This is a genomic window from Streptomyces sp. NBC_00996 (assembly GCF_045162675.1).
Classification (GTDB): Bacteria; Actinomycetota; Actinomycetes; order Streptomycetales; family Streptomycetaceae; genus Streptomyces.
This window is the reverse complement of the sequence record NZ_CP108723.1, coordinates 828,390-854,651: the sequence shown is the minus strand read 5'-3', so window position 1 is coordinate 854,651 and position 26,262 is coordinate 828,390. Positions and strand designations below refer to the sequence as shown.

The following is a 26,262-nucleotide window of genomic DNA, read 5'->3' as shown; positions in this document are numbered from 1 at the left end:
GACGTCCTGACGGCGACCTTCTGCCGAAGTCTGGCCTCAGTGGCGCGCCGCGACCGCAGTGCCCCAGGCCCGCCCGACCTCGGCGGCCGGAAATGGCGTCCGCTTGCTCTCGGTGAGCAGACGACGGGCGAATTCGCCGAAGACCACGGCAGCTCGGGAATGCCGGTCGATGATCGCGGCGATCTCGCGCGGGACGCCATCGGGCCGGTGGCCGGCGATCCACTCGCGCAGGAACGCATCGTGTTCCATATCGCCGCGCAGGCCATCGGGCAGGTGGTGGCGGAGCAGATGGCTCGCGGTGTGGCAGCGGTCATACGCGAGATGGCCGGAGAGGAACTTCGCCTCGGCCGCTGACAGTTCGAAGCCGGAACTCAGGGCGAGTCCGAAGTCCGCGAAGTACAACAGCCGACCGTCGGTCAGGACATTGGCGAAGTGGGCGTCGAAGTGGACGAGTCCGTGCGAGCTCATGAAGGCAGTCCCCCGCGAAAGGGCCTCCTCCACCCACGGGTACGGCGAGCCCTCCCCGCCCTCCGGCGCGGCGGTCCGGTAGTCGTGCAGCCAGTCGCCGAGTGTCTGCGGGACGTGTTCCAAGAAGAGCACCAGGCTGGACGAAGACCGGCCGATGGCCTCCAGACGCTCGCGCACGGCCGATGAGCCCTCCCAGTGCAAGACCGCCCCGTCGATGCCCCCGAACTCGTCGGCGAACCCTTCGGGAGGGGAGTCAGGCAGGATGCGCCAGTGGTACATCAGTGGAAAGCCCGCGTACTCGTTGCCGAGGACCCAGTTGGTGGTCATGACGTGCACGGCCAGCTCTCGCCAGGCCCCGAACCCGGCTGAGCCCACCCCGTACTGGTAGAGCATGGGCAGTTCGAAGAGGTTTGCCGTCGACCACGCGTTCTCTGGCCGCAACTCGGTGTCCGTCAGGGGGACCCGCTTGACGAACACCCGCGTGTCATCGATGTCCAGTTCCGCCGACCTGCCGCCGATGCCGGACCCTAGCGGGTCGGCCGCGGCCACGACCTCACCGAGCCGACGGTCACTCAGCAGGGACAGGCGCGTGGCCACAGTCCCATACGTGGCGAGCCGCGCGGCATACCGCGGGTCCGGATGGTGCATCGACGACTCCTCGGTGCCCGGAACCAGGGCTTCGGCGATCTCACGGACGTGGTCGAGCCTATCCGCCGGGGCTGTCGAAGGAGCAGGTGCTCGAAGTCACCCGGCGCGACGACGCTGCCTCAGGCCATGCCGTGCCCTCGCCACGAGGCTCCTGACATCGATCTCTTACGGACACGACCGCAAACGTTCTACCTGCGCAAACGGCCGCTGTTCACCCGTTCGCCCCGGATACCGTGTGGGAGGCCGTCTACATCATCGAGGGCCTGTTCAAGAACGCCTCCGAGGTCAAGCCCACCACCGTGCACGCCGATACGCAGGGCCAGTCGCTGCCTGTCTTCACCCTTGCCCACCTGCTGGGCTTCGACTTGATGCCCAGGATCAGGAACTGGAAGGGCCTGACCTTCTACCGGCCGAGCAAGCAGAGCGAGTACGTGCACATCGACGCCCTGTTCGGCGAGCCGGGCAAGAACGTCATCGACTGGGACCTGATCGAGTCCCAGTTCCGCCACCTCATGCGGGTGGCCGTCTCCGTCCGGAGGGCGTCATCTCCTCGGCCACGCTGCTCAAGCAGGGTGCAGGGAATCGCTCACCGTTGCCCCTCTGACGTCACCGCCTGATCCTCCCTGGTCGTCGTACGTTGTTTGCGCGCTGCCGTTTGGTCCCACCAGGCCGGGACGAGAGCTGTCAGCATCAGGAGCGCGGTCAGGATGAATGCCCAGGGGTAGCCGGCGACAAGCTCACCGCGCTCGCCGCTCTGGACGCCCTGGGCGCGGAGCCGCTCGCCCGTGTGGTCCGCGGGCGCTCGGGATACGCCGGATCCCGAGGGGCCCGCTCGCGGTGACCCGGGAGAACCCCGCCGGCCTCACGGAACGCCAGGTGCAGGTCATGCGGCTGCTGGCGGAGGGGCTGACGAACCCGGAGATCGCCGAGAAGCTGGTGGTGTCGGTGCGCACGGTGGACAACCACGTCTCCGCCGTACTGGACAAACTCGGCGTCCACACCCGACGCCAGGCCGTCGCCCGTGCAGTGGAGCTGGGCATGTTGCCAGGCCGCTGAAAGGTAGGTAGCCGGCCGGAGCGAGCTGGGTGGCGGGCACGGATACCTGCCCGCCGAGGAGCCGGACTAGAACAGGCGCATCGGACCCATCGGAGGGAGACTGGCACAGGGAGCCCGGACATGGGCCCCGGTACCGGTCCCCAGAAACGGGGGATGCGCATGACGATCACGCCGGCACAAGCGGCACGTCAGGAACTGGTGGGATTCAAGGGGCAGTTGATCGGAGAGGAGGACTCCGGGTACGACGTGGCCCGCACCGTGTACAACGCGATGATCGACCGGCGGCCGGCCCTGGTGGCGCGGTGCAGCGGCCCCGAGGACGTCGCTCAGGTCATCGGCTTCGCCCGCGACCACGGCCTACCGCTTGCGGTGCGCGGCGGCGGCCACCATGGAGCGGGCCTCGGAACGTGCGACGACGGGGTAGTCCTCGACCTCTCCCCGCTCAAGGACGTCGAGGTCGACCCGAACGCCCGCGTGGTACGGGTCGGCGGCGGCTGCGTCTGGGGCGAGGTCGACCGCGCCACCAACGCGCACGGCCTGGCCACACCGAGCGGCATCATCTCCACGACGGGCGTCGGAGGCCTCACTCTCGGCGGCGGCATCGGGCACCTCACCCGCAAGTGCGGGCTGACCATCGACAACCTGCTGGAGGCCGAGCTCGTCCTGGCGAACGGGGAGCGCGTACGCGCGAGCGCCGACGAGAACACCGACCTGTACTGGGCGATCCGCGGTGGCGGCGGCAACTTCGGCGTCGTCACCTCGTTCCTGTTCCGGCTGCACGAAGTGGGCACGGTCGTCGCCGGCCCCACCTTCTGGCCCGTCGAACTCGGCGCCGAAGTCCTCACCGCCTACCGCGATTTCCTCCCGCACGCGCCCCGCGAGTTGAACGCCTTCTTCCTGTTCGGCTCCGTCCCTCCGGGCCCGCCGTTCCCGGAGGAGATCCACCTGCGCAAGGTCTGCGGCGTCGTGTGGTGCCGCGTCGGGGACGATCCGGAGGCGGCGGCCAGGGAGATGGCTCCCCTGCTCGACGCCGTCCCCGAGCCACTGCTGCACGGCCCCGCGCCGATGCCGCACCCCGCGATCCAGTCCGCGTTCGACGGGCTCTACCCGCCGGGCGACCAGCTGGTATTGGCGTGCGGACTTCGTCAACGACATCCCGGGCGACGCGGTCGACCTGCACGCCAAGTTCGCTGCCGAGACGCCCACGTGGAAGTCGACGATGCACCTGTATCCCATCGACGGCGCCGTTCACGACCACGCTCCGACGGACACCGCGTGGAGCTACCGCGACGCCGGCTGGGCGTCAGTATTCGCGGGCGTGGACCCCGACCCGGCCAACGCGGACCTCATCAGGCGGTGGAGCGTCGACTACTCCGACGCGCTGCACCCGTTCTCCGCGGGCGGGGCCTACGTCAACATGATGATGAACGAGGGCCAGGGGCGCGTACGGGCCGCCTACCGCGACAACTACGCCCGCCTGGCACGGATCAAGGCCGACCGTGACCCCGGCAACCTGTTCCGCCTGAACCAGAACATCGAACCGGCGGCACAGGCCTGAAGGTCCTGATCACGGCTTGCGGGCCACGCCCCCGTGGACGTCCGTGGGCTCGGGCGACGTGCCGGGCTCCGGGCGCCACAGCGGGCAGGACACGATGCCGGGGTCGATCAGTTCGAGGCCCTCGTAGTACGCGCTGATCTGGGTGGGGCTGCGCAGCACGTACGGGATCGCCCCGGTGTCGTCGTAGCCCTGCTGGGCCTCCTTGAGGGCTGCGTCGGTGTCGGTGCTGTCGTAGTGCACGAAGTAGCTGCCGGAGGGCAGGGCGGCCTGGAGGCGGCGGACGATCGACTTGGCCTCCTCGTAGTCCTGGACGTGGCCGAGGATGCCCATGAGCATCAGGGCGACGGGCTGGTCGAAGTCCAGGATGCGGCTTGCCGCTTCGATGATCTTCTCGGGCTCGTGCAGGTCCGCGTCGATGTAGTTGGTGACGCCCTCGGGGGTGCTGGTGAGCAGCGCCTGGGCATGACGGAGCACCAGGGGATCGTTGTCGACGTAGACGATGCGCGACTCCGGAGCCACTCGCTGTGCGACCTGGTGGGTGTTGTCGTACGAGGGCAGGCCGGTGCCGATGTCCAGGAACTGGCGGATGCCGCGTTCGCCGGCCACAAAGGTGACGGTGCGGATCAGATAGTCACGGGAGGCGCGGGCCATGGTCTCGATGTTCGGTGCGACTTCGCGGTAGGCGTCGCCCGCCTCCCGGTCGACCTCGTAGTTGTCCTTGCCACCCATCCAGTAGTTCCAGATGCGAGCCGAGTGCGGCACCGTGGTGTCGATCTTGGACAGCGCCTCTTGGTCGGGGGTGGACTGGCCGTCTGCCATGGGATGTCTCCTGCCGTACGTCACGCGGTCGGTCTCTAACCTATCGTCAACGCCTGTATGTGGCCCTTGAGTTGGGGCAGAGGGGAGGCTGGACCGCGGATCGGATGGCCCAGTTCCGCCGCCTCGACCGTCACGACGGGGACATGCTGGGCCAGGGTGCGCAGCGCCCGCTCGTATGCGCCGACCGCCTCGGTGTCGTCCGCCTCGCCCGTCACATGGATGAGCGCGCCGTCGCGTTCGGCCACCGCCTCCGCGAAGTCGAGTGCCTGGATCCACGTCACCCGGGAGCGGCCGCGGCGCAGCGGGCCGTAGACCAGTTCGTGGACGAGGCTGCCGTCGATGGCCAACAACCCTGGCGCGGCGAGGAGTTCGCGGTAGGGCTGGGTGGGGTTCACATGGTGAAGCTCCCCGCGCGAGCGGCGAATCATGAATCCGTGGCGGGCCAGTTCGGTGATCAGGGCGCTCCTGCCGGTGCCGTCGGGGCCCTCGACGACCAGCGTCCGGCACTGGGCGAGGGCCTGGTGGAGGATCATCCCCGCACCCACTCCCTCCCAGACGAGCGACTCCCTCAGTGTGTGGGGGACAACCCGCACGGCGGGAGTAGGCGTGCGGGTTGTCCGGTTGTGCGGGCGTAGTGGTGCACCCGCTGGGTCCTGCGCGGAGGATGCTCAGGCGATCAGGAAGTCGGCCTGCCCGGACTTGGCGCCCCGCAGGAACGCGGTCATCTCGTCCCGGGAGTAGACCAGGGCCGGCCCCTCGGGGTCCCTGGACTGACGGAAGGCGACACTGCCGTCGGGCAGCCGCTTGGCCTCGACACAGCTCCCGCCGTTCGTGCCGCTCCAGGGCTTCTGCCAGCCCTCGGTGCCCAGATCGACGGCGGGCATGCCGCTGTAGACGGATCCCATGGATCACAACTCCTTACGCAGTTCACCCAGGATGGCCCTGGTCCGAGCGACCGGCTCCGCCTGCACGGACATCCGGTCCAGTACTTCGAGATAGCTGACGACGTCGTCGGGCCGGTCGACGTAGACCGCGCCGACGAGGCTCTCCGTGTAGACGACATCGGGGAGTTCGGAGAAGCCGAAGCGGAAGTGGTGGAACGGTCCGAAGGCGCCAGGGTGGGCGCCCACCTTGAAACGCATGATCTGGATCCGGACCTTCGGCAGGTCGAGGGCCTCGTGCAGCCGGTCGATCTGAGCTCGCATCACCTCGGCCCCGCCCACCGGACGGCGCAGCACCGTCTCGTCCAGAACGGCCCAGATCGCGGGCGCGTCCGGCTTGGCGAGCAGGTCCTGACGTTTGATCCGCAGGGCGACGCGGCGGGCGATGTCCTCCTTCGACTCGTTGGGGAAGCCGACGCGCATGAGCGCGGTGGCGTAGTCGGACGTCTGCAACAGGCCGGGAATGTAGTGGGGTTCGTAGAGGCGGATGACGCTGGCTTCGCTCTCCAGGCTCACGTAGGCGCTGAACCACTCCGGCAGTACGTCGCGGTACTTGTACCACCAGCCGGGCTGGTTGGCCTCCCTGGCCAGGGCCAGGAAGTCGTCGATCTCCGCCGCCGGAACCCCGTAGGCGTGCAGCAATTCCCGGACGTACGGAATCCGGAGGCCGACCTCGGCCTTCTCGATCCGGCGGACCGTCAGCGGCGTGACCTCGATGGCCCGTGCCGCGTCCTCGAACGACACCCCCGCCCGTTCCCGCAGCTGTCGCAGCCGTTTTCCGAGAACCATCCGCAGGACCGTGGGTGCGCTGCCGCCAGAGCGGTTCTCGCTCACGTCCTACCTCCCGGAACGGCCGTCACAGCGTGCAGTGTGCCACGTGGTCGATGACAGAGACAGGGCGATGCGAAACGTTCTGAAATTATCAGAACGCCGGTTGCACGCTGACTGTGTCGGCCGCCATAGTGATCGAGTGACGTGTCGCACACTCCGTGGCGACGACGAGCAACTGTGCTCGGCCGTACGGGAATTGATGTCCCGCCAGGTGCGTTTGGGCGCAGCCGCACGCGACCGTGAGGCGAGACCGGGATGACCACCGTGACCGACGGGCAAGCGAGGAACGCCGGCAAGGCCCCCACCGGGGTCAACAAGTTGCTGGCGGACGCCCTCAAGGAAGCCGGCTGCTCCTATGCCTCACTCGCCCTGCGGGTCAACGAGCTGGGCCGCCGTCAGGGCACGGATTCCCACTACGACAAGGCGTCGGTCACCCGCTGGCTCCAGGGTCAGCAACCGCGGGGAACCACACCGGAGTTGATCGCCGCCGTCCTGTCCGAGCGGCTCGGCCGCGCCGTGTCGCCCGCGGACCTCGGCTTCCACTCCGATCAGCAGCGCCCGGTTGCAGGCAGGGCGCTCATCTATGGCGAAGACGTGGCAGAAACCCTTCATATCCTGGCCGAACTGGGGTCCACCGACATCTCCCGCCGCAGCCTCCTCGGCTCGGTCCCCTTTGTCGCGGCCGCACTGACGATCCCTCAGCGCGAATGGCTGCTCTGGCTGTTGGAACACCGCGACGCCGTCGAACCCACCCTGGTGGCGAGCGGCGGGCCGGTCGAGCAGGTGCACGCGATGATCGCGATGTTCGACCAGATGGACAACCACTACGGCGGCGGCGGAGTGCGCACCAGCATCGTGCACTACCTGTCCACCGAGGTAGTTCCCCTGCTGCAGCGGCGCGGTACACCGCCGCGGCTGCGCCGCCAGTTGTACGCCGCTGCCGCGCGCCTGGCCGCGATGGCCGGGTGGAGCTCGTACGACGCGGGGGAGTACGGCCTGGCGCAGCGTTATATGACCCAGGCGCTGCGACTGTGCGCCGAGGGACGCGACCGGGTGCTGGGCGGTCAGATCCTGGCCGGACTCTCCCATCTGGCCACCAACCTCGGTCGTCCCGACGAGGGGGTGGCCCTGGCCCGCGCCGGGATCGTCACCGCGAAGGAATCGGGCAGCCCGCTCGGCCTGATGCGCCTGTACGCCATGTCGGCGCGCGGGCACGCCGCGCGGGGCCGCTCGGACGAGGCCTCCGAGGCGCTTCGCCTGGCCGAGCGGCAGTTGGACGCGAGCAGGGGAGCCGCCCAGGAGTCGGTGTGGGTGCGCTATCTCGACCACCACTATCTGCAGGCCGAGTCCGCCCTGTGCTTCCGTGACCTGGGCCTTGCCGCGCAGGCGGAGCGCACGGCGAGCGAATCGCTCAGCGCCAATGCGGACCGGCGCAGGCGCCAGGCCATCAGCCGCTCCGTGCTCGCGACCGCGCATCTCCAGCAGGACCGGCTGGACGAGGCCGTCGGCACGGCGACCGAGGCGCTCGCCACCCTCAGCACCGTGCACAGCGAACGGTCGATCCAGGCCCTGCGCGACTTCCGCAAGCGGCTCGAGCCCCGCCGCCACGAGCCCGTGGTGCAGGAATTCGAGCGCAGGTCGCGCGCTGTACTGGGAGCGGTGGCATGACCGGTACCGGTCCGCCGGGTGCCTTAGTACCCGTCGGGAGAGGGGGCGTTCTGGGCACGGTCGACCGGCAGGTGGGCGCCCGAGATCCCGCTCGACCAGTCCGACAGCAGGAACGCCACCACGCGGGCGACCTCCTGCGGCGCGACCGGCGCTCCGCCCGGAAGCTCGGCCGCCACGAATCGGGCGAACGCCTCGGGTTCCTCCCTGCGCATGCGGTCCCAGCGCCTGCCGGGGATGAGCATCGACCCGGGGGAGACGGCGTTCACGCGGATGCCGTCGGCGCCGAGCTCGCGGGCCAACGAGGCGGCCAGATGGATCTGCGCGGACTTCGCCACCCCGTACTGGGCGTGCGGGCCGGGCTTCCAGCCGGAGATCGACGAGATCACCACGACCGAGCCGCCGCCCGCCGCCCGCAGGTGCGGGACCGCCGCCCGCACCAGCCGTGCCGCATGGCCGACGTTCACGTCCCAGGTCGCCGCCCAGTCCTCGGCATCCGCCTGCTCGATGCCGCCCCCGCGAGAACCGCCCGCGCAGGCCACCACCCCGTCCAAGCCGCCGAAACGTTTCGCCGAAGCCGCGACGAACCCTTCCAGCTCCTCGGGCGCGGTGACATCGAGCGGCTGGGTGAACACGGCGGAGTCCATCGACGTGGCCAGCGCCTCCAGGTCGAGGGCGGTGCGCGCGCAGGTCGCCACTCGCGCGCCCTCGGCGGCCAACAGTCGCACGATCTGTTCGCCGAGCCCCCGCGTACCACCTGTGACCAGTACGCGTTTGCCGCGCACCCCCGACCATCCGGTGCCACCGCTCCGTCGCACCGCCGTCAGCCCCCCGCTCACTTTCCTCACGCGATCGAACATACATCCAATGCCACTACGTGCCTGCAACCGGACAACCCCCATACCCCCTGGTCCACCCGCCGCTTCGGCGTGTTGGCTGCACGGGCAGCCACCGAGACCGTCCCCCACCCGGGCTGCATCCGAAGGAGGATCGATGACGGTATCCAGGGCGCATCGCCGCGGGCCGTCGCCCTCACTGGCGCAGGACATACACGCGCCGTCGCCCCCAGTGGCGCACGATGTGCCCGCGGCGGCGCACAGCGTCAACGCGGCGGACGACCGCGCGCCCGCGGGCACGGCTCGGCCCGCTGAGGCAGCCATGATCCCCGTGTCCGCACCGACCCCTGTGAGCCCCGCAATCCCCGCGACGCACGTGATCCCCGTGAGCGAAGCCCACCTCCTGCGGACCACCGTCCCCGCCCACCCCTCGCGCGCGGCGGGCGTACGGGCCATACTCGCCGAGCACCTCACCCACCTGCGGCTGCCGCCCGAGTGCCGCGACAACGCTGTCCTCGCCACCGACGAGTTGTTCGCCAACGCGGTGAAACACGGAAGTCCCGACCGCGCGAACATGATCACCGTCACCATCGAGTACACCGCGCGCGAGCTGCGCGTGACGGTAGCCGACAGCTCGTCCGCCCTGCCGTGCCCGCGTACGACGGACGGTGCCGAGGAGTCGGGACGCGGACTGGCCATCGTCGCCGCGCTGGCCGACGACTGGGGCACCGCACCGCCCGACCCGGGCGGCTCGGGCAAGAAGGTGTGGTTCGCGCTGGTGCTGCAAGGAATGCCGTGAAGGGTTACCCGGGGCACCTCGCGGTCGACGACGACATGCGCCAGGATCAGGAGGCCGCGCGACGGATGGTCCCGGAGCTCGCGGCGGCTCTCGCCGGGGAGCTGGTGCGCCGGGCGGACGAGGAGCGACACCTCATGCGGCAGGCGCGGGTGGACCCCACCTCGTGGTGCCGAGGCGCCCTCCACGAGTGCCGCCAGGCCAATGCCGAAGCCCTCCGGACGATCGTCGAACGGCACGGCTGGCCGACCGCCGACCTGGTCGGCGCGCCCGCCTCGACGGCAGCCCTGATGATCCTGCTGCACGCCGCCGATCTCGACTTCCAGGTCAGGTGCCGCGACCTGATCGCCCAGGCCGCGGCGGACGGGTGCTGCCCTGCCCTGCACCACGCCTATATCGCCGACCACTGCGCGGTCGAGGAGGGCCGGCCGCAGTTCTACGGCACCCGTGTCAATCCCCTGACCCTCCGCCCGTACCCGATCCGCCGGCCCCAGACCCTCGACGAGCGCCGGCGCGACGTCGGGCTGGGGCCGCTCGACGAGCAGATGCGGACGCTGCGCGCGGACGGATGAGCCGCCGCCGGACGTGATGTGCAGCACGCACGGAAATGCCGTCGCGGCCGCCGGGGAAAGGTTCTGGCTGGGCACGGCTTGATCGCCGATCAAGAAAAGGGAAATCCCTGGCCACGGTATGTTCCGCGCATTTGACACTGCGTTCGGAGCACAGATAGGAAACAGCTCTCTGAGGTGAGAGGTGCACTGTGCGCGAGCCGAACGTGGTCGGGGACTGGCAGGAGTACGACGAGCATGCCGGTCTGCGTGTCCGCGTCCACGGTGTGGAAAAGGCGGAGCCGCCGCGGGGCCGGGACGACGCCGCCGACGGACTCACCTACTTCAGATTTCGAGTGACCGTTGAAAACCGCACGACCGAGCATTTCGGCATCCATCTCGAAGACGGACAGATCGATATTCGCGTCGGCGCCGACGGCGAGAGCGCGTTCCTCGACTGGCGGAACTCACAGTTCATCGAGGGCTTCGACGTCTACCCGCTGCGCCGGGCCACGGCGGTCCTGTACTCCGCGGGCCCCGACGCCGTCCTGCACCGCGTGGACATCCAGATCCAGCTGAAGGTCGATGACGAGTGGACCGAGCGCTACCTCTGGGCGGGCGGCATCGACCTGTACGAGACCTCCGCCGACGACGCGGAGACGCGTCCCGGCACGGCAAGGGACAGCCTCGCCTGCCAGGTGAGCAACTTCCTGAGGAGGGAAGCGGACTCGTGAGCGCCGGGCCCAGGGCCTGTAGTTCGGATCACGCCTGGGCCGCGGAGCTTGTGACGCGGCGTGGGTCGACCGGCGTGATCCGAAGGACAGGCCCTAACGTTCCCCGGCGGGGTTCTGCTCCACCCACTGGATGAGGAGCTGGCGCACGTACGCATTGCCCTCCTGCGCGGCGTGCGCCAGTCGCTCCGCGCTCGCCCGGGCCGCTCGCCAGCCCGCCGGCGTGTCTTCGCCGTACGCCTGGTCGGCGGCGGCCAGCGCGTCGGCCGCCAGATGGCGGAGCTTCTCGGACAGATCGTCGTCGGCCGCGGCCCGGTACGCCTCCAGGCGCAGGGCCGCCAGGTCCCGTGGGGAACCGGACTGCAGCGTGAGGGGCTGGGCATACCCGCTGACGGCGATGACCACGCAGAAGGTAGCCACGTCCCGGCGGCTCTCCCGCTGCCCCTTCGTGATGGCGGGCCCGAGCCACGAAGGGGCCCTCCAGTGCGCGACCGACGTGGCCGCGACGAGGACAATGGACAGCAGTACGACCGGAATCCAGCCACCCAGGACCCACCCGACCGGTCCGAGCACCAGGAAGCAGGCCGCGCTGCCCAGCCACAGGCGACGGCGACCGAGTCTCAGGTGTCGAGGGTCCATGCGGCTCAGTGTCGCAGGGGCGCATGGGGCGTGATGAGGCGGCGGGCGATTCCCGCGGTCACCGTGCCTCTCGCCCCGCCAGGCCGGATCACTACGGCTTGCGTCCCACCCCGCCGTAGGCGTCGACGTCGCTCGACGAACCACCGGGTTCCGGACGCCACTGTGTGACCTGGACGATGCCCGGCTCGGCCAGTTCGAGTCCGTCGAAGAAGCCGCCGATCTCCTCGACGCTGCGCACGTAGTACGGCACCGCGCCACTGGAGTTGTAGGCCTCGGACGCCGCGATCATGCCCTCGCTGGTGGAGGTGCCGTCACAGATGACGAGGTGACTGCCCGGCGGAAGGCCGTCCATGAGCCGGGAGACCAGCGCGTGCGCCCGGTCGTGGTCGGCGACATGGCCGAGCGTGTTGAGGATCATCAGGGCGACCGGCCGGGAGAAGTCCAGCGTGCCCGCGGCGGCCTTGAGGATGGCGTCGGTGTCGTACAGGTCGGCGTCGAGATACGCGGTCCCGCCCTCGGGCGTGCTGGTCAGCAGGGCACGGGCGTGCGCGAGCACCATGGGGTCGTTGTCCACGTACACGATCCGCGCGTCCGGTGCCAGTCGCTGCGCCACCTCGTGGGTGTTGTCGGCGGTCGGCAGACCGGTACCGATGTCCAAGAACTGCCGGATGCCCTGGTCCACCACCAGATACCGGACCGTACGGCCCAGGAAATGACGGCTGGTGCGTGCCACGTCCACCAGGCCGGGGAAGATCTCCTTGATGCGGTCGCCGATCTCACGGTCGACCTCGTAGTGGTCCTTGCCGCCGACGAAGTAGTTCCAAAAGCGCGCGGAGTGGGGCTTGCTCGTATCGATCCGGGCGCGTATACCGGCGGCGGCGACGAGCTGGGGATCAGGGTCTGACACGGGAGCGCCTCCTGCGCAGCGATGTTCGACGGTCGAACATCAACCTAGACGAACCGGCGCGGTACCCGCCCGGCTCTGCCGCCTCAACTCGGCGTCGACGTACGACTTTTGGCCACACACGCCGCGCGCCACACGCCGGGTCGTGCACGGTGTGCAGCCCGCGCCGGGATGCTCGCGTCCGCCGTCACGCTGCCCCTCGGGCGCCCCGGCGCTAACGTGGCGTACATGCGCCGTACGAGCCGCCGGAAGGCCGGAACCATCGTGGCGGCAGCCGTGCTCGGGCTCACCGCCGGCTGCGGGGGCGGCGGAGGCGCCGCTGCCGCACCGACACCCCACGCGTCGAAGACGATCACGGTGTCCAGCACGGCCTTCGCTGAGGGTGCGACCATCCCGCGCCGTTCCACCTGCGACGGCGAGAACGTCTCACCGTCGCTGGACTTCGGCGGCGTGCCGGGCGAAGCCGCCGAGCTGGTGGTCCTGGTCGAGGACCCGGACGCCCCGCACGGCACCTTCGTGCACTGGGTCGTGTGGGGCATCGATCCCCACGAGACGGCTCTCGGCACGGGTGAGCTGCCGAACGGAGCCGAGCAGGGCCGCAACAGCTTCGGGAAACGCGGCTACGGCGGGCCCTGTCCACCCAAGGGCGAGTCCCATCGCTACGTCTTCTCGGTGTTCGCCGCCGACGCGAAACCGACCCTGCCCAAGGACGCCTCGGCCGACGACGTCAAGCGCGCGCTCATCGGACACACCGCCGCATACGGCACGCTGGTCGGCCGCTACGGTCGGTGACCCGGCTCGCGCGCCCGCAGCCGGCGGCGTCGAACGACCGGTGTCGAACGACCGCTGTCGAATGGCCGGAGATGACCCTGGCCGCCCCGGGCGCGCGTACATACGATGCCGTCACCCCCGTCTTCACGGCTCCTTCACAACCGGGGGTGAAGTGCGCATGCGCTTTTGTCATGTGCATGATTCAACGAGTCACGCTTGATCCAACGCACTGGTCTGCGACGGTTCCCCGCGCACGCGGGGGGAACCGCACCCCCCATTCCACGACGGCACACATCCCGTGCTGCCGCCGGAACACCAACGCAACGGATTGGAGCACCATGACTGGTGGGCTGATTCTGGGCGGCGCGATCGCCGCCCTGTTCGCCTCAGCGCTCCCGACGCAGAACCCGTCCTCCGGGATCGTCGACCCGCCCCCGGACAAGATCGTCATCAAGGTCGCCACGGTGAACGGCTCCGGATGTCCCCAGGGGACCGCCGCCATCGCGGTCTCCCCGGACAACACGGCCTTCACAGTGACCTACAGCGACTACCTCGCCCAGGTCGGGGGCAATTCCGACCCCACCGCGTTCCGCAAGAACTGCCAGCTCAACCTGATCGTCCACGTTCCGCAGGGCTTCACGTACGCCATCGCCAGCGCGGACTACCGCGGCTTCGCCGCACTTCAGCAGGGCGCGAGCAGCACCGAGAAGGCCTCGTACTACTTCCAGGGCTCCCCGAACACGGCCGCCATCACCCACCCCTTCAGGGGTCCGTACAACGACAACTGGCAGTCCACGGACACCACCGACTGGGCGCAACTGGTGTGGGCGCCTTGCGGTGTTCAGCGGAACTTCAACATCAACACGGAGCTGCGCGTCAACGCGGGCACCTCCGCACCCGGCAGCACCAGCTTCATGACCATGGACTCGACCGACGGTGACATCAGCACCATCTACCACCTGGCCTGGAAGGAGTGCCCCGCCTCCTGACCCGCCACACCTGACCCCCTGTTTCCGACACGTGGGTCCTTGACCGGCTCCGCCGCACCGGAGCCGGTCAAGGTTGCGGGCAAGCTACGGGAGCAGCTTGTCCATGGCCGCCCGCCCTTCCTCCTGCAGCTTTCGCTCCGCCCATGCGAGGTTCTTCGGGTTGATGTCGCGGCCCGCGGCGAGCACCAGGTCCTCGGCGGTCACGTCGCCGCCGGAGCCGGTGTGCAGCAATGCGTCGGGGGTCGCCTTGTCGTCGGACGGCGCGGGCGAATCGGGTTGGCTGGTTGTCATGATTTCTCCCTCTTCCACCTGACCTGTTCTCACGCTACGGGCATTCCGCGCCCCCCGCGCGACGCGTCCCGCGCAGGCGCAGGTCAGGGGGCGCCCCTGGGCGGCAGGGCCCCGTTCGGGCGTACAGCGATGTCGGCCGCCGCTCCAGGAGGTGATGGTGGAGGGAATCGCACCCCTGCGACTGAACGGAGCTTGTAATGCGTATTCGTCTGATGGCTGCCGCCGGGCTGGCGAGTGTGGCCCTTCTGGCCGCCGCCGGGGCCGCCGCCGCCGACCCCGACCCGGTCGGTGCCGCCGTGGGCAGTCCCGGAGTCCTGTCCGGCAACGTCATCCAGGTCCCCGTTGACCTCGGCCTCAACCTCTGTGGCAACTCCATCGACGTGCTGAGCCTGCTGAACCCGGCGTTCGGCAACAGCTGCGTGAACGACTGACCGCCGCGTGACGCCGGGCAGGGCTCTTCCCTGCCCGGCGGACGGCCGGGAGCAACGGAATCTGCGGAGTCAAGGAGATTTCGGTGATCAGGTGGTCTCGGGGACGACCCGGCGGCTCACTCGTCCTCCCCGGTGAGCTGCGCATCCGAAGGCGGAATGATCCGGGCCGCGAGGTCCGGTTCGGCCATCTCCGGGTCGAACGGGAACATCGGGCGGCGAATGCGTCGGTGGCCCAGCCGGACGAGGTATCTGACCCGGCGCGTCCTCCAGTCGCTCGTGGTGATCCTCATCGTGACCGTGGTGGTCTTCTGCCTGCTGCACGCGCTGCCCGGAGGTCCCGCGCGCGGAATCCTCGGCCCGCAGGCGACCGCCCAGCAGATATCGCAGTTAAACCACGAGCGGGGCCTCGACCGCTCGCTCCCCGTGCAGTACGTCTACTACCTGCGCATCCTTCTGCACGGCGACCTCGGCACCTCGTGCACCCTGAACGAGGCGGTCTCCCGGCTCATCGAGCAGCGTCTGCCGAAGACGCTCGTCCTCACCGTGCTGTCCGCACTCGTCGGGCTCGCGCTCGCGGTTCCGCTGGGCATGTGGCAGGCGGTCCGGCGCAACAAGCCCGTCGACTACGTCATCACGACGCTCGGCTTCGTCGCGTACTCGACACCGGTGTACTTCCTCGGACTCGTGCTGGTCCTCGTGTTCACCCAGCTCCTGCCCTGGTTCCCGTCGCAGGCGCCCCAGGGCGACACGCTCGGGCAGGTGCTCGCGCAGCCGAACGCGCTCGTCCTGCCGGTCGTCGCGGGGGCAGCGTCCATGGTCGCCGTGTTCAGCCGGTACATGCGCGCCGCGACGCTGGAGAACCTCTCCGAGGACTACGTACGGACCGCGATCCCGGCGTCGACGACGCGCATCATCCCCGAGCCGGAGAAGCGGGCCTTGGCGTTTCCCTTCCAACTCTCCGGCGGGCAGCGGCAGCGCGTGGTCATCGCCATGGCGATCGCGAACGCGCCGAGCCTGCTCATCGCGGACGAACCGACCACCGCGCTCGATGTGACGGTGCAGGCCGAGATCCTGGATCTGCTGCGTGGGCTCGCCGCCGACTCCGGCACGGGGGTGCTGCTGGTCACGCACAACATGGGCGTCGTCGCTGACTTCGCCGACCGTGTCGCCGTGATGCTCCAGGGGGAGGTCGTGGAGACGGGCCCGGTGGAGGAGGTGCTGCTGCGGCCGACGGCCGACTACACCAAGCGGTTGTTGGGGGCGGTGCCGAGGCTGTCCCTCGCCGAGCCGGCAAGTGGCGCCCGCGACCGACCCGTCGAGCACCCGGTGGTCGATCTCCGAGAGGTGTCGGTGCGGTTCGGCCGCGGCCGCCGGGCGGTGCGGGCACTCGACGGTGTCTCGCTCACGGTCCGCCCCGACGAGACCGTCGGCCTCGTCGGTGAGTCCGGCTCCGGCAAGTCGACCGCGGCCCGGGTCGCGCTCGGCCTGGTGCCCCCGTCCCCGGGCTCGGTCTCGCTCTTCGGTGCCGACCTCGGCAGAGCCAGGGGCCGAACGCGTCGCGCCCTGCTGTCCGGCGTCGGCGTGGTCCTGCAGGATCCGGTGGCCTCGCTCGACGCCCGGATGAGTGTGGGGGAGTGCGTCGCCGAACAGTTGCGCGTGCACCGCGCGGGCATGTCGTCGGCCGAGCGCCGGGCCCGGGTCGCGGACGTACTCGAACCTGTGCGTCTGCCAAGGGACTTGGCGCATCGGGGGCCACGTGAACTGTCCGGGGTGGCAGCGTCAGCGGGTGAGCCTCGCCCGCGCGCTGATCCTGCGGCCGCGGCTGCTGGTCGCCGACGAGCCGACGAGCGCACTCGACGTCAGTGTGCAGCAGTCGGTGCTGGAGGTGATCGGTGAACTCCAGGACGAACTCGGCTTCGCCTGCCTGTTCGTCTCCCACGACCTGGCCGTCGTACAGCAATTCGCCCAGCACGTCGTCGTCCTGCGTGACGGGCACGTCGAAGAGGAGGGCAGCACCGCGACCACGCTCCTGCGCCCGCGCACCGACTACACGCGGCGGCTCATCGCCACCGTGCCCGTACCGGACCCGGTTGTGCAACGCCGTCGCCGCGACGAACGCCGGGCCGCCACGGGGGTCAAGGCGTGACCGCATCCCGCACCGACCGCCCCAGGCCCGAGGTGTACGCCGGTGTCGACATCGGCGGTACGACCACACAGGTCGTGCTCTGCATGGCCGACCTCACCGTGGTCGACAGCGCCGAGGTGCCCACGCCGGCCGTCCGCGGCGGGCAGGCGATGATCCGCGCCGCGCTCGACGCGCTGATGGTGCTCCAGGACCGCGTGCCCTCGCGCCTGCTAGGCGTCGGAGTCGGCGCGGCGGGCGTGGTGGACACCCGTACGGGGCGCATCCTCGTGGCGAGCGACTCCTTCACCGACTGGGCCGGATTCCCGGTCACGGCGACGATCGAGAAGGCGCTCGGTGTACCGGCCTTCCTCGACAACGACGTCAACGCCTTCCTCCGCGGCGAGGTGTCCAAGGGCGCCGTCGCGGGAGAACCGCACGTACTCGGGATGGCACTCGGCACCGGAGTCGGCGGCGCGCTGTGGATGAACGGCACGCTGGTCGACGGCCCGCACGGGGCTGCGGGCGAGATAGGGCACATCCCGGGTTTCGGCGAACTCCCCTGCACCTGCGGCGGCCGGGGCCATCTGGAGACACTCGCCTCCGGGCGCTCCATCGCCGCGCGCTACGGCGAGCGGACGGGGCGGAAAGCCACCGCGCGGGATGTCGCCGCGGCGGCGGTCGCGGGGGATCCCGATGCGATCGCCGTGTACGAGGCGGCGGGCGCGGGGATCGCCCGCGCCCTCCTGACCACGGCGGGCCTGGTGGACCTCGCGACCTTCGTGATCGGCGGCGGTGTCAGCGGGGCGTGGGATCTCCTCGAACCGCCGATCCTGGCGACGCTCGCCGCCGAGCCGCCCGTCAGCGGGCAGCCGATCCGGGTCGTACGGGCGCGGCTCGGCAGCGGTGGCGTCGCGCTCGGGGCAGCGGCGCGTGCGCGTACGGAACTCGGGGCGGCGACACCGGAACAGGCGGCGACACCGGTGCAGGAGCCGTCCGTGCCGCCTCCTCCGCGGTGACGTGTCTCGTGGACGGTCAGTCGTCGCCTCCTGGACGGTGTGTCCCATCAGGAGCGGTGAGGTGTCGCTTCCTGGGCGGGCCTTGCCTGCGGGCCGTTGAGTCGCTTCCTGGACGGTGAGCCGATGACTGACGTCCATTCATTGGTCTGTACATGACCATCAAGTCGGGCCAGACTGTGCGCCGAACACACCCCCCACCGAGGAGTCGACCTCATGCGCATGCCCGCACGGCAACGTTGTCACGGCGTCCTGGCCGGTCTCGTCACACTCGCCACGGCGGCCGTCCTGTCCGTCGCCACCACCGTGCCCGCCACGGCCGCCGACACCTGGAGCGAGGTGGGTTCGGACCGCGCCGATCCGCTGACCGAGAGCCAGGGCCTGACCTCGGTCGAGGTCCCGGCCGCAAGCGCCAACCGCTACACCGGCATCGGTACGATCCCCGCCGGCGTGTCCAGCCGCGGCTGGAACCACGTCGGTGACCCGGACGCCTCCTACAACGGCTACTACATCGAGCCGTACCAGAGCGATTCCGGCAGTTCGAAGATGTTCCGGGTACAGGCGCCGGGCGGCGGCTGGTCGGAGTACGTCCATGCGCTGAGCGCGGGAGAAGCGCTGAACAACTCGTTCGTCACCATCGCCCCGAGCGGTACGTGGATGGTGTCCGGAGAGTACGGCACGATGAGCCGGCTGCTGGTGTTCCCGACCCCGGGCGTGAACCCGAGTACGTCCCCCTCGGCGAACCTGCCGCAGGCGTCCACGATCAACCTGGATCACGCGGTCCGCGACATACAGGGCTGCGACTTCGTCACCGCGACGCAACTGCTGTGCTCGTCCGACGATCCGGCGGGCACGCTGTTCGGCATCACCAAGCCGCTGCTGCAGGTCGACCTGAGCGGCGAGCCCGGCTCGGCGGACGTCTCCGGCCACGTCACGGCGCTCCGCCAGCTCCCGCTGCGCAGCTCCTGCTCGGGCACCTTCGAGGCGGAGGGCATCGACTACGACCGGCGTACCGGCACCCTGCGCGTGATCGTCGTGTCGCCGGGCTTCTGCGTCCTGACCGACAGCAAGACCTACCGGTTCACCAGGAGCTGAGCGTGCGCGCCCCTCGCAGAACACGGGGAGCGACAGGAGCATAGGCGCCCGACGTGAGTGGGGTCTAAGGTCGGAAGGAGAAACAAGAGCGATTGGGGGCGGCCGACAGTGGTGCAGGACGATGCCGTGATCGGCTGCACGGGGGAACTGCTCGTCGGCACGCGCGGAGCTGCCGGTCCCGGCGAGATCCTCGTGCGGGTCAGAGGCGGATCCGAGACCTTCCTTGCCTGGTCGCAGCAGCCCCTGCCGACAGGGGCGACTGTGCTTGTGATCGAATCACGTGGATGTCGCGAGGTCGACGTCATCGAGTGGGCCGATCCGTTGGACGCGTTGAGCGGGGATGCCGCCGACGCCGGTTAAGGAGTAGAAGGATGTTCGGTTACCGCGTTCCCGCCCCCGACGAGGCGATGCTGATCTCGGGAGGCAGGCGGGGATTGGGGGGCGCGCCGTTCCGAGTGGTCACGGGGCACGGCAAGTTCGTGCTCCCTGTCTTCCGCAAGACGCGCTTCCTCACCCTGTCGATGTGCGAGTCCGAAGTCACCGAGACCTGTGTCACCAGGCAGGGCATCGCGCTGCACGTCCGCGCCGTCATCGCCTTCAAGGTCGGCAACGACACCGAGAGCATCATCAACGCGGGCCAGCGGTTCCTCTCCGACCAGGAGCAGATGTCGGTGCTGACCGGCCGTATCTTCGCCGGGCACTTGCGCGCCATCATCGGCTCGATGACGGTCGAGGAGATCGTCACCGAGCGGCAGAAGCTGGCCGCGGAGGTCCTCGACACCTCCAAGACCGAGATGGCGAAGATCGGTCTGATCGTCGACTCGCTGCAGATCCAGTCGATCGACGACGGCGACACCGGCTACATCGACGCCATGTCCGCACCGCACAAGGCGGCCATCCAGCGGCAGGCCCAGATCGCGCAGGCCCAGGCCACCCAGGCCTCCGTCGAGGCGCAGCAGGTGGCGGCGCGCAACCAGGCCGAGTACGCCCGCCAGACCGCGATCGTGAAGGCGGAGTACTCGGCCGAGGTGGACCGCGCCCAGGCGCAGTCCGCCCAGGCCGGGCCGCTGGCGCAGGCCCACGCCCAGCAGGAGGTGCTCTCTGCCCAGACCGAACTCGCCCAGAAGGCAGCCCAGTTGCGCCAGCAGCAGCTGGTGGCCGAGATCGTGAAGCCCGCCGAGGCGGAGGCCGAGCGGATCAAGGTGCTCGCCATCGCCGAGGCGGAACGGATGAAGATCCAGGCCGAGGCCGCGGCCTCGCACGACCGTGTCGCCCTCGACCGGATGCTGATCGACCAGCTCCCGTTGATCGTGAAGGAAGCGGCGGGCGGTCTCGCCGGGGCGAACGTCAACGTTCTGAACGGTGCCGACGGTCTCGGCGAGATAGCGGCCGGCCTGGTCGCCCAGGGCCTGACGATCCTGGACTCGGTCCGGCAGAACCTGAACGGCCAGAACTCCGACGGCCGCTCCGAGAAGGCGGAAGGTCTGCTCGAACTTCAGGGGTACCTGCGTACGCCGGAGAAGGACACCGACGAGGACAAGCCGGCGGAGGGCTCGTCCTCGACGGCATGAGCCGCGCGATGGCGGCCGCCCCCGACGTGTTGTGCATGTTCAGGGGCGGCGCCCGGCGTGCCACGGGCACGCTCCACAGCGCCGTGCGCCGCGCATGGCTCTACGGCGCGGGAGCGCTGGGCGGCTTGAGGGGCGGCGCGGGGTTCGGCGCCGCCCTCGACGTGTGAGTGGTGCCGTGTCGGCGTGTGTGCCGTGCGGCTCGGGCGCGTGAGTCGTGCCGTATCGACGCGTGAGCGGCGCCGCTGCCGGGGTGTGAGCCGTGCCGCGTCCGCATGAAGTCGGCCGCCGTCCTCGCCCGGACGGCGGCCGCACTCGTCCCACCTCGTGCGGCCCCCGGGAAACAGGGCCGTTGGTGGGAAACCACGGTGGTCCGCGCTCGTCTCACGTCCCAATCACCTTAGACTCGGCCGGAGTTGATCGCTGCATCCCGCCTGCCCCAGGAGGAGCGCATGCCCCGGACTCCCTCGCGACGTACCGCACTGCACGGCCTCGCGGCCGTCGGCGCCGCGGTGATCGGGTTCGACCCCTTCACCCGCAGCTGGGCGGTCACCGCGTCCGACCGGCCGCTGACCGGCCTCCCACCGCTCGACGGGACCCTGCACACCGACGAGGCATCACTCACCGCCGCCGCCGACGACTTCGGACACATCGTCCACCGGCGTCCGGCCGCGGTCCTGCGCCCCGGTTCCGTCAGGGACGTCGTCGCGATGATCCGTTTCTGCAACGCGCACGGATTGCAGGTCGCCCCCCGTGGTCAGGGCCACGCCACGCAAGGCCAGGCACAGGTCGACGGCGGCCTGGTCATCGAGACGACACCGCTGGCGGCCATCGGTGCGGTCGGACCACGGAGTTCGACGGTCACGGTCGGGGCCGGCGCCAAGTGGAGCGACGTGGCCAAGGCCACCCTGGCCCACGGACTGACACCGCCCACCTTCACCGACTATCTCGAACTCTCCGTCGGCGGCACCCTGTCGGTCGGCGGGCTCGGCGGCCAGACCCACCGGCACGGCGCCCAGGTCGACAACGTCACGGAACTGCAAGTCGTCACCGGCGCCGGAGAGTTCGTCCGCTGCTCCCCGACGCGCCATCGTGACCTCTTCCGCGCCGTGCTCGCCGGACTCGGCCAGTGCGCGGTCGTCGTCGGCGCCACCCTGCGTCTGGTTCCCGCCCCCGAGACCGTGCGCCACTACCTCCTCCCGTACGACGACCTGCGGACGTTTCTCGACGACCAGCGGCTGCTGGTGCGGGAGGGCCGTTTCGCCTATGTCGAGGGCCAGGTCACCCCTGACAGCGCCGGATCCTTCCGCGGCTACCTCCTCGAAGCCGTCGCCTACGGCCCTCCCGTCGGTCCCGCCCCCGACGACAGCGCACTGCTGCGCGGGCTGCGCCACGACCCGTCCGGTGTGCAGACGTCCGACCTCGCGTACTACGACTTCCTCGACCGGCTCGCCCCCGGCGTCGCCGCCCTGAAGGAAGCGGGTCTTTGGGCCTACGCCCACCCCTGGCTCAATCTGCTGCTGCCCGGCCGCGAGGCCGCCGCTCTCGCCGGATCGCTCCTCGACGACCTCACCTCGGCCGACCTCGGCCCGGGCGTCGTCCTCCTGTACCCACTGCTGCGCGAGCGGCTGCACACGCCGCTGCTGCGCACCCCCGACGACCCCGTGCCGTACCTTCTGGCGGTTCTGCGCACGACCCCGCCCGACGACACCGCGACCATCGACCGGCTGCTCGCCGCCAACCGCGCCGCCTACGACACCGTTCACGCGGCCGGCGGCACCCACTACCCGGTCGGCTCCGTCCCCTTCGGCCCGTCGGACTGGCGTGACCACTTCGGCTCCGCCTGGCGCCAACTGGCCACCGCCAGAAACACCTACGACCCGATCGGAATCCTGGTCCCGGGACAGGGCATCTTCTGACGACGCCCTGTCCTGACGACCTGCCGCACGCCTGTCGGCCGTGGCTCACCAGCGCTGTGGCTCGCTGCCCACGATCGCTGCCGACGGCTTGCCGTCGACCCCCTCCGGGACATCGCCCGCGAGCATCACGCGGTGCATGACCCGGGGGTGGTCGACATGGGCCGTGTCACTGGGCGCCAGATGGATGGTGGCCCGGTTGTCCCAGAAGGCCACACTGCCCGGCTCCCACCGGAACCGGACCGTGTACTCGGGCCGGGTCGCCTGCTCCAGCAGCATCTCCAGCAGCGCCCGGCTCTCCGCGCGGGACACCCCGAGGATCTGCTCGATGTAGTAGCCGTTGACGAAGAGCACTCGCTCGCCCGTCTCCGGGTGCACCCGTACCAGCGGGTGGTCGGAGGCGATCTGATGGTCCAGCAGATGGCGCACATACGCGTCGTCGCCGGGCCGTGACTGGTACCCGACCCCGAGTCGGTGCTCCGCACGCAGACCGTCCACGAAGTGCCGTACGGGCTCCGAAAGGCCCGCGTAGGCGACGGCCAGGTTGGACCAGGTCGTGTCACCACCGTACGGCGGCACCGTCTCGGCGCGCAGGATGGTCGCGGCCGGCGGATCCACGCGGGCGCCGTGGTCGCAGTGCCACCCCCGCAGCAGCGAATGGCGGCGCCGTCGCAGCCACTCGTCGTGGTCCATGCCGTAACGGCCGCCGAGTTCCAGCCGATCGGCTGTCGTCTCGACCTCGGGGAAGTCCCGTGGCGACGCGCTGCCGCGTGACCTCAGACGGATCGGCTCGCCGAACCGCCGCGCGAACGCGACATGCGAGGCGTGATCCAGTCGCTGGGCCCGGAAGAACACCACCTTCCAGCGCAGCACCGCCGCCCGGATCCGGTCGACGACCTCGTCCGTCGACTCCCCGGCCAGGTCGACTCCCGTGATCTCGGCTCCGATATGGCCGGCGACCGGCTTCACTTCGAGTCGGGTGACCTGCTCTGTCATCTGGGCTCCGTCGATCGCGCTGTCGGCTCGTCGGGGACCAGCATGACCGCTCGGTCCGGCTCACGACAGGGCGCCTCGCGGGCCGGACGCACGGGAGACGCGGCGCACACACGGGGTGTGTCCCGTGTCGCCGACATGCCTGGTCGCACTCCCTGCCGGAGACCGTGCGAGGTGTCGAAAATGAAGCGCAGTGAACGGGACCCGCCCACCATCCGCGAAGGGGCGGGCCCCGTCCACGTGGGTACTTGGCCGTGTCGTGCGTGCGTCAGCTCCGATGGTCGCGCAGCGCGGCCAGGGCGCGGTCGGCGTGCGCGCTCATCCGCAGTTCGCTGCGGACCACCTCCAGGACCGTACGGTCCTGTGCGATGACGAAGGTGACCCGCTTGGTCGGGGCCATGGAGAAGCCGCGCTTCACCCCGAACCGTTCACGGACGGTCCCTTCGGTGTCCGACAGCAGCGGGAATCCGAGCGTGTGGCGCCCGGCGAACTCCTGCTGCCGGTCGACCGTGTCACCGCTGATCCCCACCGGCCGCGCACCCGCGGCGGCGAACTCGGCGGCCAGATCGCGAAAGTGGCAGGCCTCGGCGGTGCAGCCGGCGGTGAGGGCGGCGGGATAGAAGAACAGCACCACCGGCCCGTCGCCAAGCAGTTCGGACAGGCTCCGGCGCGCCCCGGTCTCGTCCGGCAGCGTGAAGTCCTCGACCGTGTCGCCCACGTTCATCCGGGACGTCATGACCGGACCTCCGCACCCCGGGCGACACCGCGCGCCCACAGGACGAGTGGCACCTGCAGCGGCAGCCGCGCAAGAGCCGCGGTCCTGAGAGGGGCCGGACGATGGCGCCAGTCCACCGCCATCTGGACGTTGGCGGGGAAAACGCCGACGAAGAAGGCGGCGCCGGCCAGCCCGGCGATACGCCGTGTACGGGGCAGCGCCAGCCCTGCCGCCAACGCGAGTTCGGCGGCACCGCTGGCGTAGGTCCAGGTCCGCGGGGTCCCCGGCAGAGCGCGCGGAATGGTCGCGTCGTACTGCCGGGGGGCGACGAAGTGGGTGACGCCCGCGGCGGCCAACAGGCCGGCGAGCAACAGGGGCGAACGTTCCGACCGTGGCACGGTTCCTCCTCTGGGGGCCTGTCGCGCGATATTACTGGACGGTAAGTGGCAGTGGGGCGAGACGCACCCGTTCATCGCCACCTGGGCCTGGACACGCCGAGGACTCGGGTGGCGGGGGGAGCCGCTGTGGTCCCGCGCGTGACGAGGTGCGGCTCGATGACGACCTCCTGTCCCTGGCCCTCGGGCGGCGCTTCGCCCTCCAGCGTTGGTGAGCGCGCCCCGGCTGCTGATCCTCGACGAGCCGACCATCGGTCTCGACCCGATCGCGCGGACCAGCGTGTGGGAGCACATCAACGCCGTGCGCGCAGCCACGGGCATGACGGTGCTCGTGACAACCCACTACATGGACGAGGCCGACCAGTACTGCGACCGGGTCGCGCTGATGCACCGCGGCCGTGTCCGCGCCCTCGGCACCCCCGACGAGCTGAGGACGGGCCTCGGTGAACGGCGCGGCGGGGCCGGCAACGGTGAACTGCCCACGCTGGAGGACGTCTTCCGCGACATCGCCGGCAGTGGCCTCGACGACCAGTCAGGAGACTTCAGCGATGTCCGAAACACGCGTCGCACCGCAACCCGTGTCGGCTGACCGCGTCCACCCCGCGGGTCTCGACCTGCTCGTCGTGCCGCCCCGGGCCCGCAGCGGCTGGAAGGTGCTGCCCGCCCGGGTCGGCGCGATGTGCGCGGTCGAGCTGCAAAAGCTCCGCCACGACCGCACCGAGCTGTACACCAGGGCGGTCCAGCCGGCGCTCTGGCTGCTGATCTTCGGCGAGACCTTCACCCGGATCAAGGCGATACCCACCGGCGGCATCCCCTACATCGACTATCTGGCGCCCGGCACCATCGCCCAGTCCGCCATGTTCATCGCCAACTTCTACGGCATCCTGATCATCTGGGAGCGGGACGCCGGGATCCTCACCAAACTCCTCGTCACACCGACTCCGCGCTCGGCGCTCATCACCGGCAAGGCCTTCGCCGCCGGCGTGAAGGCGCTGATCCAGGCGGTCGTGGTCGTCGTCATCGCCGCACTGCTCGGGGTGGCGATGACGTGAACCAACCCGCTGCGGCTGCTGGGTGTCGCGGTGGCCGTCGTCCTCGGCTCGGCCTTCTTCTCCTGCCTTTCGATGACGATCGCGGGCATCGTGCTGACCCGGGACCGGCTGATGGGCATCGGTCAGGCCATCACCATGCCGCTGTTCTTCGGCTCCAACGCCCTGTATCCCGTGGCCGTCATGCCCGGCTGGCTCCAGACCGTCAGCAAGATCAATCCCCTCAGCTACCAAGTGGACGCGCTGCGCGGTCTGTTGCTGGGCACACATGCCCATCTGGCTCTCGACTACGGGGTTCTCGTGCTGGCCGCGGCCCTCGGCATCCTGTCCGCCTCGTCCCTGCTGGGCCGTCTGGCCCGCTGAGCCCGGCTCGGCTCTCTGCTCGGCGGATGCTCGGGGGGCAGGTGCTAGCGGCGCGCTCCCCGCAGGGCGTCGGCGGGGAGCGGCGTATGCATCACCGTCGAACGCCGG

Annotated in this window: 27 protein-coding genes and 6 pseudogenes; 20 read left to right on the top strand and 13 right to left on the bottom strand. The window is 70.1% G+C overall.

All coding sequences use genetic code 11. The features are described 5' to 3' along the window. Positions 1 to 36 precede the first annotated feature (36 nt). Entirely contained in the window at positions 37 to 1,116 is a 1,080-nt protein-coding gene (locus OG390_RS04355) for a protein kinase family protein (RefSeq protein ID WP_406165062.1), read from the bottom strand. 221 nt (positions 1,117 to 1,337) lie between these two features. Between OG390_RS04355 and OG390_RS04350 the strand changes: the two are divergent. The 3 genes and pseudogenes from OG390_RS04350 to OG390_RS04340 form a co-directional block, all read left to right on the top strand. Then, a pseudogene (locus OG390_RS04350) lies at positions 1,338 to 1,733 on the top strand (Tn3 family transposase); the annotation flags it as partial. A gap of 220 nt (positions 1,734 to 1,953) precedes the next feature. Further along, positions 1,954 to 2,172, top strand: a complete 219-nt coding sequence (locus OG390_RS04345; protein WP_406165060.1) for a LuxR C-terminal-related transcriptional regulator — start codon at positions 1,954 to 1,956, stop codon at positions 2,170 to 2,172. A gap of 159 nt (positions 2,173 to 2,331) precedes the next feature. Further along, positions 2,332 to 3,730 (top strand): annotated as a pseudogene (locus tag OG390_RS04340) (FAD-binding oxidoreductase). Between the two features lie 9 nt (positions 3,731 to 3,739). Here OG390_RS04340 and OG390_RS04335 read toward each other — a convergent pair. From OG390_RS04335 to OG390_RS04320, 4 genes are all read right to left on the bottom strand, one after another. Continuing rightward, entirely contained in the window at positions 3,740 to 4,549 is an 810-nt protein-coding gene (locus OG390_RS04335) for an SAM-dependent methyltransferase (protein WP_406165059.1), read from the bottom strand. Between the two features lie 35 nt (positions 4,550 to 4,584). Further along, the gene (locus OG390_RS04330; RefSeq protein ID WP_406165058.1) at positions 4,585 to 5,082 is read right to left on the bottom strand and encodes a hypothetical protein; all 498 of its coding nucleotides are present in this window, start codon (positions 5,080 to 5,082) and stop codon (positions 4,585 to 4,587) included. 135 nt (positions 5,083 to 5,217) lie between these two features. Next, positions 5,218 to 5,454, bottom strand: a complete 237-nt coding sequence (locus OG390_RS04325) for a DUF397 domain-containing protein (protein WP_406165057.1) — start codon at positions 5,452 to 5,454, stop codon at positions 5,218 to 5,220. A 3-nt stretch (positions 5,455 to 5,457) separates the two neighbouring features. Further along, positions 5,458 to 6,324, bottom strand: a complete 867-nt coding sequence (locus tag OG390_RS04320) for a helix-turn-helix domain-containing protein (RefSeq protein WP_406165056.1) — start codon at positions 6,322 to 6,324, stop codon at positions 5,458 to 5,460. Positions 6,325 to 6,576: 252 nt separating this feature from the next. On the opposite strand from OG390_RS04320, the gene OG390_RS04315 reads away from it, so the two are divergent. Next, a complete protein-coding gene (locus OG390_RS04315; RefSeq protein WP_406165055.1) occupies positions 6,577 to 7,989 on the top strand; it encodes a hypothetical protein in 1,413 nt (470 codons plus the stop codon). A gap of 23 nt (positions 7,990 to 8,012) precedes the next feature. On the opposite strand, the gene OG390_RS04310 is transcribed toward OG390_RS04315, so the two are convergent. Beyond that, positions 8,013 to 8,825, bottom strand: a complete 813-nt coding sequence (locus tag OG390_RS04310; RefSeq protein WP_406177495.1) for an SDR family NAD(P)-dependent oxidoreductase — start codon at positions 8,823 to 8,825, stop codon at positions 8,013 to 8,015. Between the two features lie 154 nt (positions 8,826 to 8,979). Here OG390_RS04310 and OG390_RS04305 point away from each other — a divergent pair, with 154 nt between their 5' ends. The 3 genes from OG390_RS04305 (at position 8,980) to OG390_RS04295 (ending at position 10,900) form a co-directional block, all read left to right on the top strand. Beyond that, positions 8,980 to 9,621, top strand: a complete 642-nt coding sequence (locus OG390_RS04305; protein ID WP_406165054.1) for an ATP-binding protein — start codon at positions 8,980 to 8,982, stop codon at positions 9,619 to 9,621. Positions 9,622 to 9,656: 35 nt separating this feature from the next. After that, entirely contained in the window at positions 9,657 to 10,190 is a 534-nt protein-coding gene (locus OG390_RS04300) for a DUF6624 domain-containing protein (RefSeq protein WP_406177493.1), read from the top strand. Positions 10,191 to 10,378: 188 nt separating this feature from the next. After that, entirely contained in the window at positions 10,379 to 10,900 is a 522-nt protein-coding gene (locus tag OG390_RS04295; protein WP_399089959.1) for a hypothetical protein, read from the top strand. Positions 10,901 to 10,993: 93 nt separating this feature from the next. On the opposite strand, the gene OG390_RS04290 is transcribed toward OG390_RS04295, so the two are convergent. Together OG390_RS04290 and OG390_RS04285 are read right to left on the bottom strand one after the other, a co-directional pair. After that, positions 10,994 to 11,536 carry a hypothetical protein gene (locus OG390_RS04290; RefSeq protein WP_406165053.1) on the bottom strand — a complete coding sequence of 181 codons (543 nt, stop codon included), beginning with the start codon at positions 11,534 to 11,536 and terminating at the stop codon, positions 10,994 to 10,996. A 91-nt stretch (positions 11,537 to 11,627) separates the two neighbouring features. Further along, the gene (locus tag OG390_RS04285; RefSeq protein WP_406165052.1) at positions 11,628 to 12,443 is read right to left on the bottom strand and encodes an SAM-dependent methyltransferase; all 816 of its coding nucleotides are present in this window, start codon (positions 12,441 to 12,443) and stop codon (positions 11,628 to 11,630) included. Between the two features lie 225 nt (positions 12,444 to 12,668). Between OG390_RS04285 and OG390_RS04280 the strand changes: the two genes are divergently transcribed. Both OG390_RS04280 and OG390_RS04275 read left to right on the top strand, forming a co-directional pair. After that, positions 12,669 to 13,232 carry a YbhB/YbcL family Raf kinase inhibitor-like protein gene (locus OG390_RS04280; RefSeq protein WP_406165051.1) on the top strand — a complete coding sequence of 188 codons (564 nt, stop codon included), beginning with the start codon at positions 12,669 to 12,671 and terminating at the stop codon, positions 13,230 to 13,232. A 317-nt stretch (positions 13,233 to 13,549) separates the two neighbouring features. Next, positions 13,550 to 14,200 (top strand): DUF4360 domain-containing protein, encoded by a 651-nt coding sequence (locus OG390_RS04275; RefSeq protein ID WP_406165050.1) that lies wholly within the window; start codon positions 13,550 to 13,552, stop codon positions 14,198 to 14,200. A gap of 84 nt (positions 14,201 to 14,284) precedes the next feature. Here the strand turns inward: OG390_RS04275 and OG390_RS04270 are convergent, their stop codons facing one another. Further along, positions 14,285 to 14,491, bottom strand: a complete 207-nt coding sequence (locus OG390_RS04270) for a hypothetical protein (protein WP_406165049.1) — start codon at positions 14,489 to 14,491, stop codon at positions 14,285 to 14,287. 197 nt (positions 14,492 to 14,688) lie between these two features. Here OG390_RS04270 and OG390_RS04265 point away from each other — a divergent pair, with 197 nt between their 5' ends. Next, on the top strand, positions 14,689 to 14,922 hold the full coding sequence (locus tag OG390_RS04265; RefSeq protein ID WP_399089941.1) for a chaplin: 234 nt from the start codon (positions 14,689 to 14,691) through the stop codon (positions 14,920 to 14,922). A 116-nt stretch (positions 14,923 to 15,038) separates the two neighbouring features. On the opposite strand, the gene OG390_RS04260 is transcribed toward OG390_RS04265, so the two are convergent. Then, positions 15,039 to 15,212 (bottom strand): hypothetical protein, encoded by a 174-nt coding sequence (locus tag OG390_RS04260; protein WP_406178347.1) that lies wholly within the window; start codon positions 15,210 to 15,212, stop codon positions 15,039 to 15,041. On the opposite strand from OG390_RS04260, the pseudogene OG390_RS04255 reads away from it, so the two are divergent. From OG390_RS04255 to OG390_RS04220, 8 genes and pseudogenes are all read left to right on the top strand, one after another. Beyond that, a pseudogene (locus OG390_RS04255) lies at positions 15,142 to 15,810 on the top strand (ABC transporter permease); the annotation flags it as partial. The gene OG390_RS04260 and the pseudogene OG390_RS04255 sit on opposite strands and share 71 nt — an antisense overlap. Before the next feature lie 24 nt (positions 15,811 to 15,834). Continuing rightward, positions 15,835 to 17,068, top strand: a pseudogene (locus OG390_RS04250) (ATP-binding cassette domain-containing protein); the annotation flags it as partial. Between the two features lie 32 nt (positions 17,069 to 17,100). Next, complete coding sequence (locus tag OG390_RS04245; RefSeq protein WP_406177491.1) at positions 17,101 to 18,063, top strand: ROK family protein; 963 nt, start codon at positions 17,101 to 17,103, stop codon at positions 18,061 to 18,063. 213 nt (positions 18,064 to 18,276) lie between these two features. Further along, entirely contained in the window at positions 18,277 to 19,155 is an 879-nt protein-coding gene (locus tag OG390_RS04240) for a hypothetical protein (protein ID WP_406165048.1), read from the top strand. A 108-nt stretch (positions 19,156 to 19,263) separates the two neighbouring features. Next, positions 19,264 to 19,515 (top strand): hypothetical protein, encoded by a 252-nt coding sequence (locus tag OG390_RS04235; protein WP_406165047.1) that lies wholly within the window; start codon positions 19,264 to 19,266, stop codon positions 19,513 to 19,515. A gap of 11 nt (positions 19,516 to 19,526) precedes the next feature. After that, a complete protein-coding gene (locus OG390_RS04230) occupies positions 19,527 to 20,726 on the top strand; it encodes a flotillin family protein (protein WP_406165046.1) in 1,200 nt (399 codons plus the stop codon). Continuing rightward, positions 20,723 to 20,893 carry a hypothetical protein gene (locus OG390_RS04225; protein ID WP_406165045.1) on the top strand — a complete coding sequence of 57 codons (171 nt, stop codon included), beginning with the start codon at positions 20,723 to 20,725 and terminating at the stop codon, positions 20,891 to 20,893. The genes OG390_RS04230 and OG390_RS04225 overlap by 4 nt, the downstream gene beginning before the upstream one ends. A 282-nt stretch (positions 20,894 to 21,175) precedes the next feature. Beyond that, positions 21,176 to 22,642 carry an FAD-binding protein gene (locus OG390_RS04220; RefSeq protein WP_406165044.1) on the top strand — a complete coding sequence of 489 codons (1,467 nt, stop codon included), beginning with the start codon at positions 21,176 to 21,178 and terminating at the stop codon, positions 22,640 to 22,642. A 45-nt stretch (positions 22,643 to 22,687) separates the two neighbouring features. Here OG390_RS04220 and OG390_RS04215 read toward each other — a convergent pair whose 3' ends face one another. The 3 genes from OG390_RS04215 to OG390_RS04205 all read right to left on the bottom strand — a co-directional run bounded on the left by OG390_RS04215 (position 22,688) and on the right by OG390_RS04205 (position 24,745). Continuing rightward, entirely contained in the window at positions 22,688 to 23,635 is a 948-nt protein-coding gene (locus OG390_RS04215; RefSeq protein ID WP_406165043.1) for a TauD/TfdA dioxygenase family protein, read from the bottom strand. A gap of 265 nt (positions 23,636 to 23,900) precedes the next feature. Continuing rightward, positions 23,901 to 24,368 carry a peroxiredoxin gene (locus tag OG390_RS04210; protein ID WP_406165042.1) on the bottom strand — a complete coding sequence of 156 codons (468 nt, stop codon included), beginning with the start codon at positions 24,366 to 24,368 and terminating at the stop codon, positions 23,901 to 23,903. After that, the gene (locus OG390_RS04205) at positions 24,365 to 24,745 is read right to left on the bottom strand and encodes a DoxX family protein (protein WP_406165041.1); all 381 of its coding nucleotides are present in this window, start codon (positions 24,743 to 24,745) and stop codon (positions 24,365 to 24,367) included. Before OG390_RS04205 ends, OG390_RS04210 begins: the two co-directional genes overlap by 4 nt. A 202-nt stretch (positions 24,746 to 24,947) precedes the next feature. Between OG390_RS04205 and OG390_RS04200 the strand changes: the two are divergent. Both OG390_RS04200 and OG390_RS04195 read left to right on the top strand, forming a co-directional pair. Beyond that, positions 24,948 to 25,331 (top strand): annotated as a pseudogene (locus OG390_RS04200) (ABC transporter ATP-binding protein); the annotation flags it as partial. Beyond that, positions 25,291 to 26,154, top strand: a pseudogene (locus OG390_RS04195) (ABC transporter permease). The pseudogenes OG390_RS04200 and OG390_RS04195, both read left to right, overlap by 41 nt. Positions 26,155 to 26,262 lie beyond the last annotated feature (108 nt).

What these genes read in the sequence shown, in the direction of transcription:
- OG390_RS04325 (WP_406165057.1), bottom strand. Translation starts at nt 5,454, where the DNA reads ATGGGATCCGTCTACAGCGGCATGCCCGCCGTCGATCTGGGCACCGAG.
- OG390_RS04355 (WP_406165062.1), bottom strand. Translation starts at nt 1,116, where the DNA reads ATGCACCATCCGGACCCGCGGTATGCCGCGCGGCTCGCCACGTATGGG.
- OG390_RS04220 (WP_406165044.1), top strand. Translation starts at nt 21,176, where the DNA reads ATGCCCCGGACTCCCTCGCGACGTACCGCACTGCACGGCCTCGCGGCC.
- OG390_RS04315 (WP_406165055.1), top strand. Translation starts at nt 6,577, where the DNA reads ATGACCACCGTGACCGACGGGCAAGCGAGGAACGCCGGCAAGGCCCCC.
- OG390_RS04225 (WP_406165045.1), top strand. Translation starts at nt 20,723, where the DNA reads ATGAGCCGCGCGATGGCGGCCGCCCCCGACGTGTTGTGCATGTTCAGG.
- OG390_RS04305 (WP_406165054.1), top strand. Translation starts at nt 8,980, where the DNA reads ATGACGGTATCCAGGGCGCATCGCCGCGGGCCGTCGCCCTCACTGGCG.
- OG390_RS04230 (WP_406165046.1), top strand. Translation starts at nt 19,527, where the DNA reads ATGTTCGGTTACCGCGTTCCCGCCCCCGACGAGGCGATGCTGATCTCG.
- OG390_RS04290 (WP_406165053.1), bottom strand. Translation starts at nt 11,536, where the DNA reads ATGGACCCTCGACACCTGAGACTCGGTCGCCGTCGCCTGTGGCTGGGC.
- OG390_RS04240 (WP_406165048.1), top strand. Translation starts at nt 18,277, where the DNA reads ATGCGCATGCCCGCACGGCAACGTTGTCACGGCGTCCTGGCCGGTCTC.
- OG390_RS04280 (WP_406165051.1), top strand. Translation starts at nt 12,669, where the DNA reads ATGCGCCGTACGAGCCGCCGGAAGGCCGGAACCATCGTGGCGGCAGCC.
- OG390_RS04300 (WP_406177493.1), top strand. Translation starts at nt 9,657, where the DNA reads ATGCGCCAGGATCAGGAGGCCGCGCGACGGATGGTCCCGGAGCTCGCG.
- OG390_RS04215 (WP_406165043.1), bottom strand. Translation starts at nt 23,635, where the DNA reads ATGACAGAGCAGGTCACCCGACTCGAAGTGAAGCCGGTCGCCGGCCAT.
- OG390_RS04210 (WP_406165042.1), bottom strand. Translation starts at nt 24,368, where the DNA reads ATGACGTCCCGGATGAACGTGGGCGACACGGTCGAGGACTTCACGCTG.
- OG390_RS04335 (WP_406165059.1), bottom strand. Translation starts at nt 4,549, where the DNA reads ATGGCAGACGGCCAGTCCACCCCCGACCAAGAGGCGCTGTCCAAGATC.
- OG390_RS04330 (WP_406165058.1), bottom strand. Translation starts at nt 5,082, where the DNA reads ATGATCCTCCACCAGGCCCTCGCCCAGTGCCGGACGCTGGTCGTCGAG.
- OG390_RS04260 (WP_406178347.1), bottom strand. Translation starts at nt 15,212, where the DNA reads ATGAGGATCACCACGAGCGACTGGAGGACGCGCCGGGTCAGATACCTC.
- OG390_RS04270 (WP_406165049.1), bottom strand. Translation starts at nt 14,491, where the DNA reads ATGACAACCAGCCAACCCGATTCGCCCGCGCCGTCCGACGACAAGGCG.
- OG390_RS04275 (WP_406165050.1), top strand. Translation starts at nt 13,550, where the DNA reads ATGACTGGTGGGCTGATTCTGGGCGGCGCGATCGCCGCCCTGTTCGCC.
- OG390_RS04265 (WP_399089941.1), top strand. Translation starts at nt 14,689, where the DNA reads ATGCGTATTCGTCTGATGGCTGCCGCCGGGCTGGCGAGTGTGGCCCTT.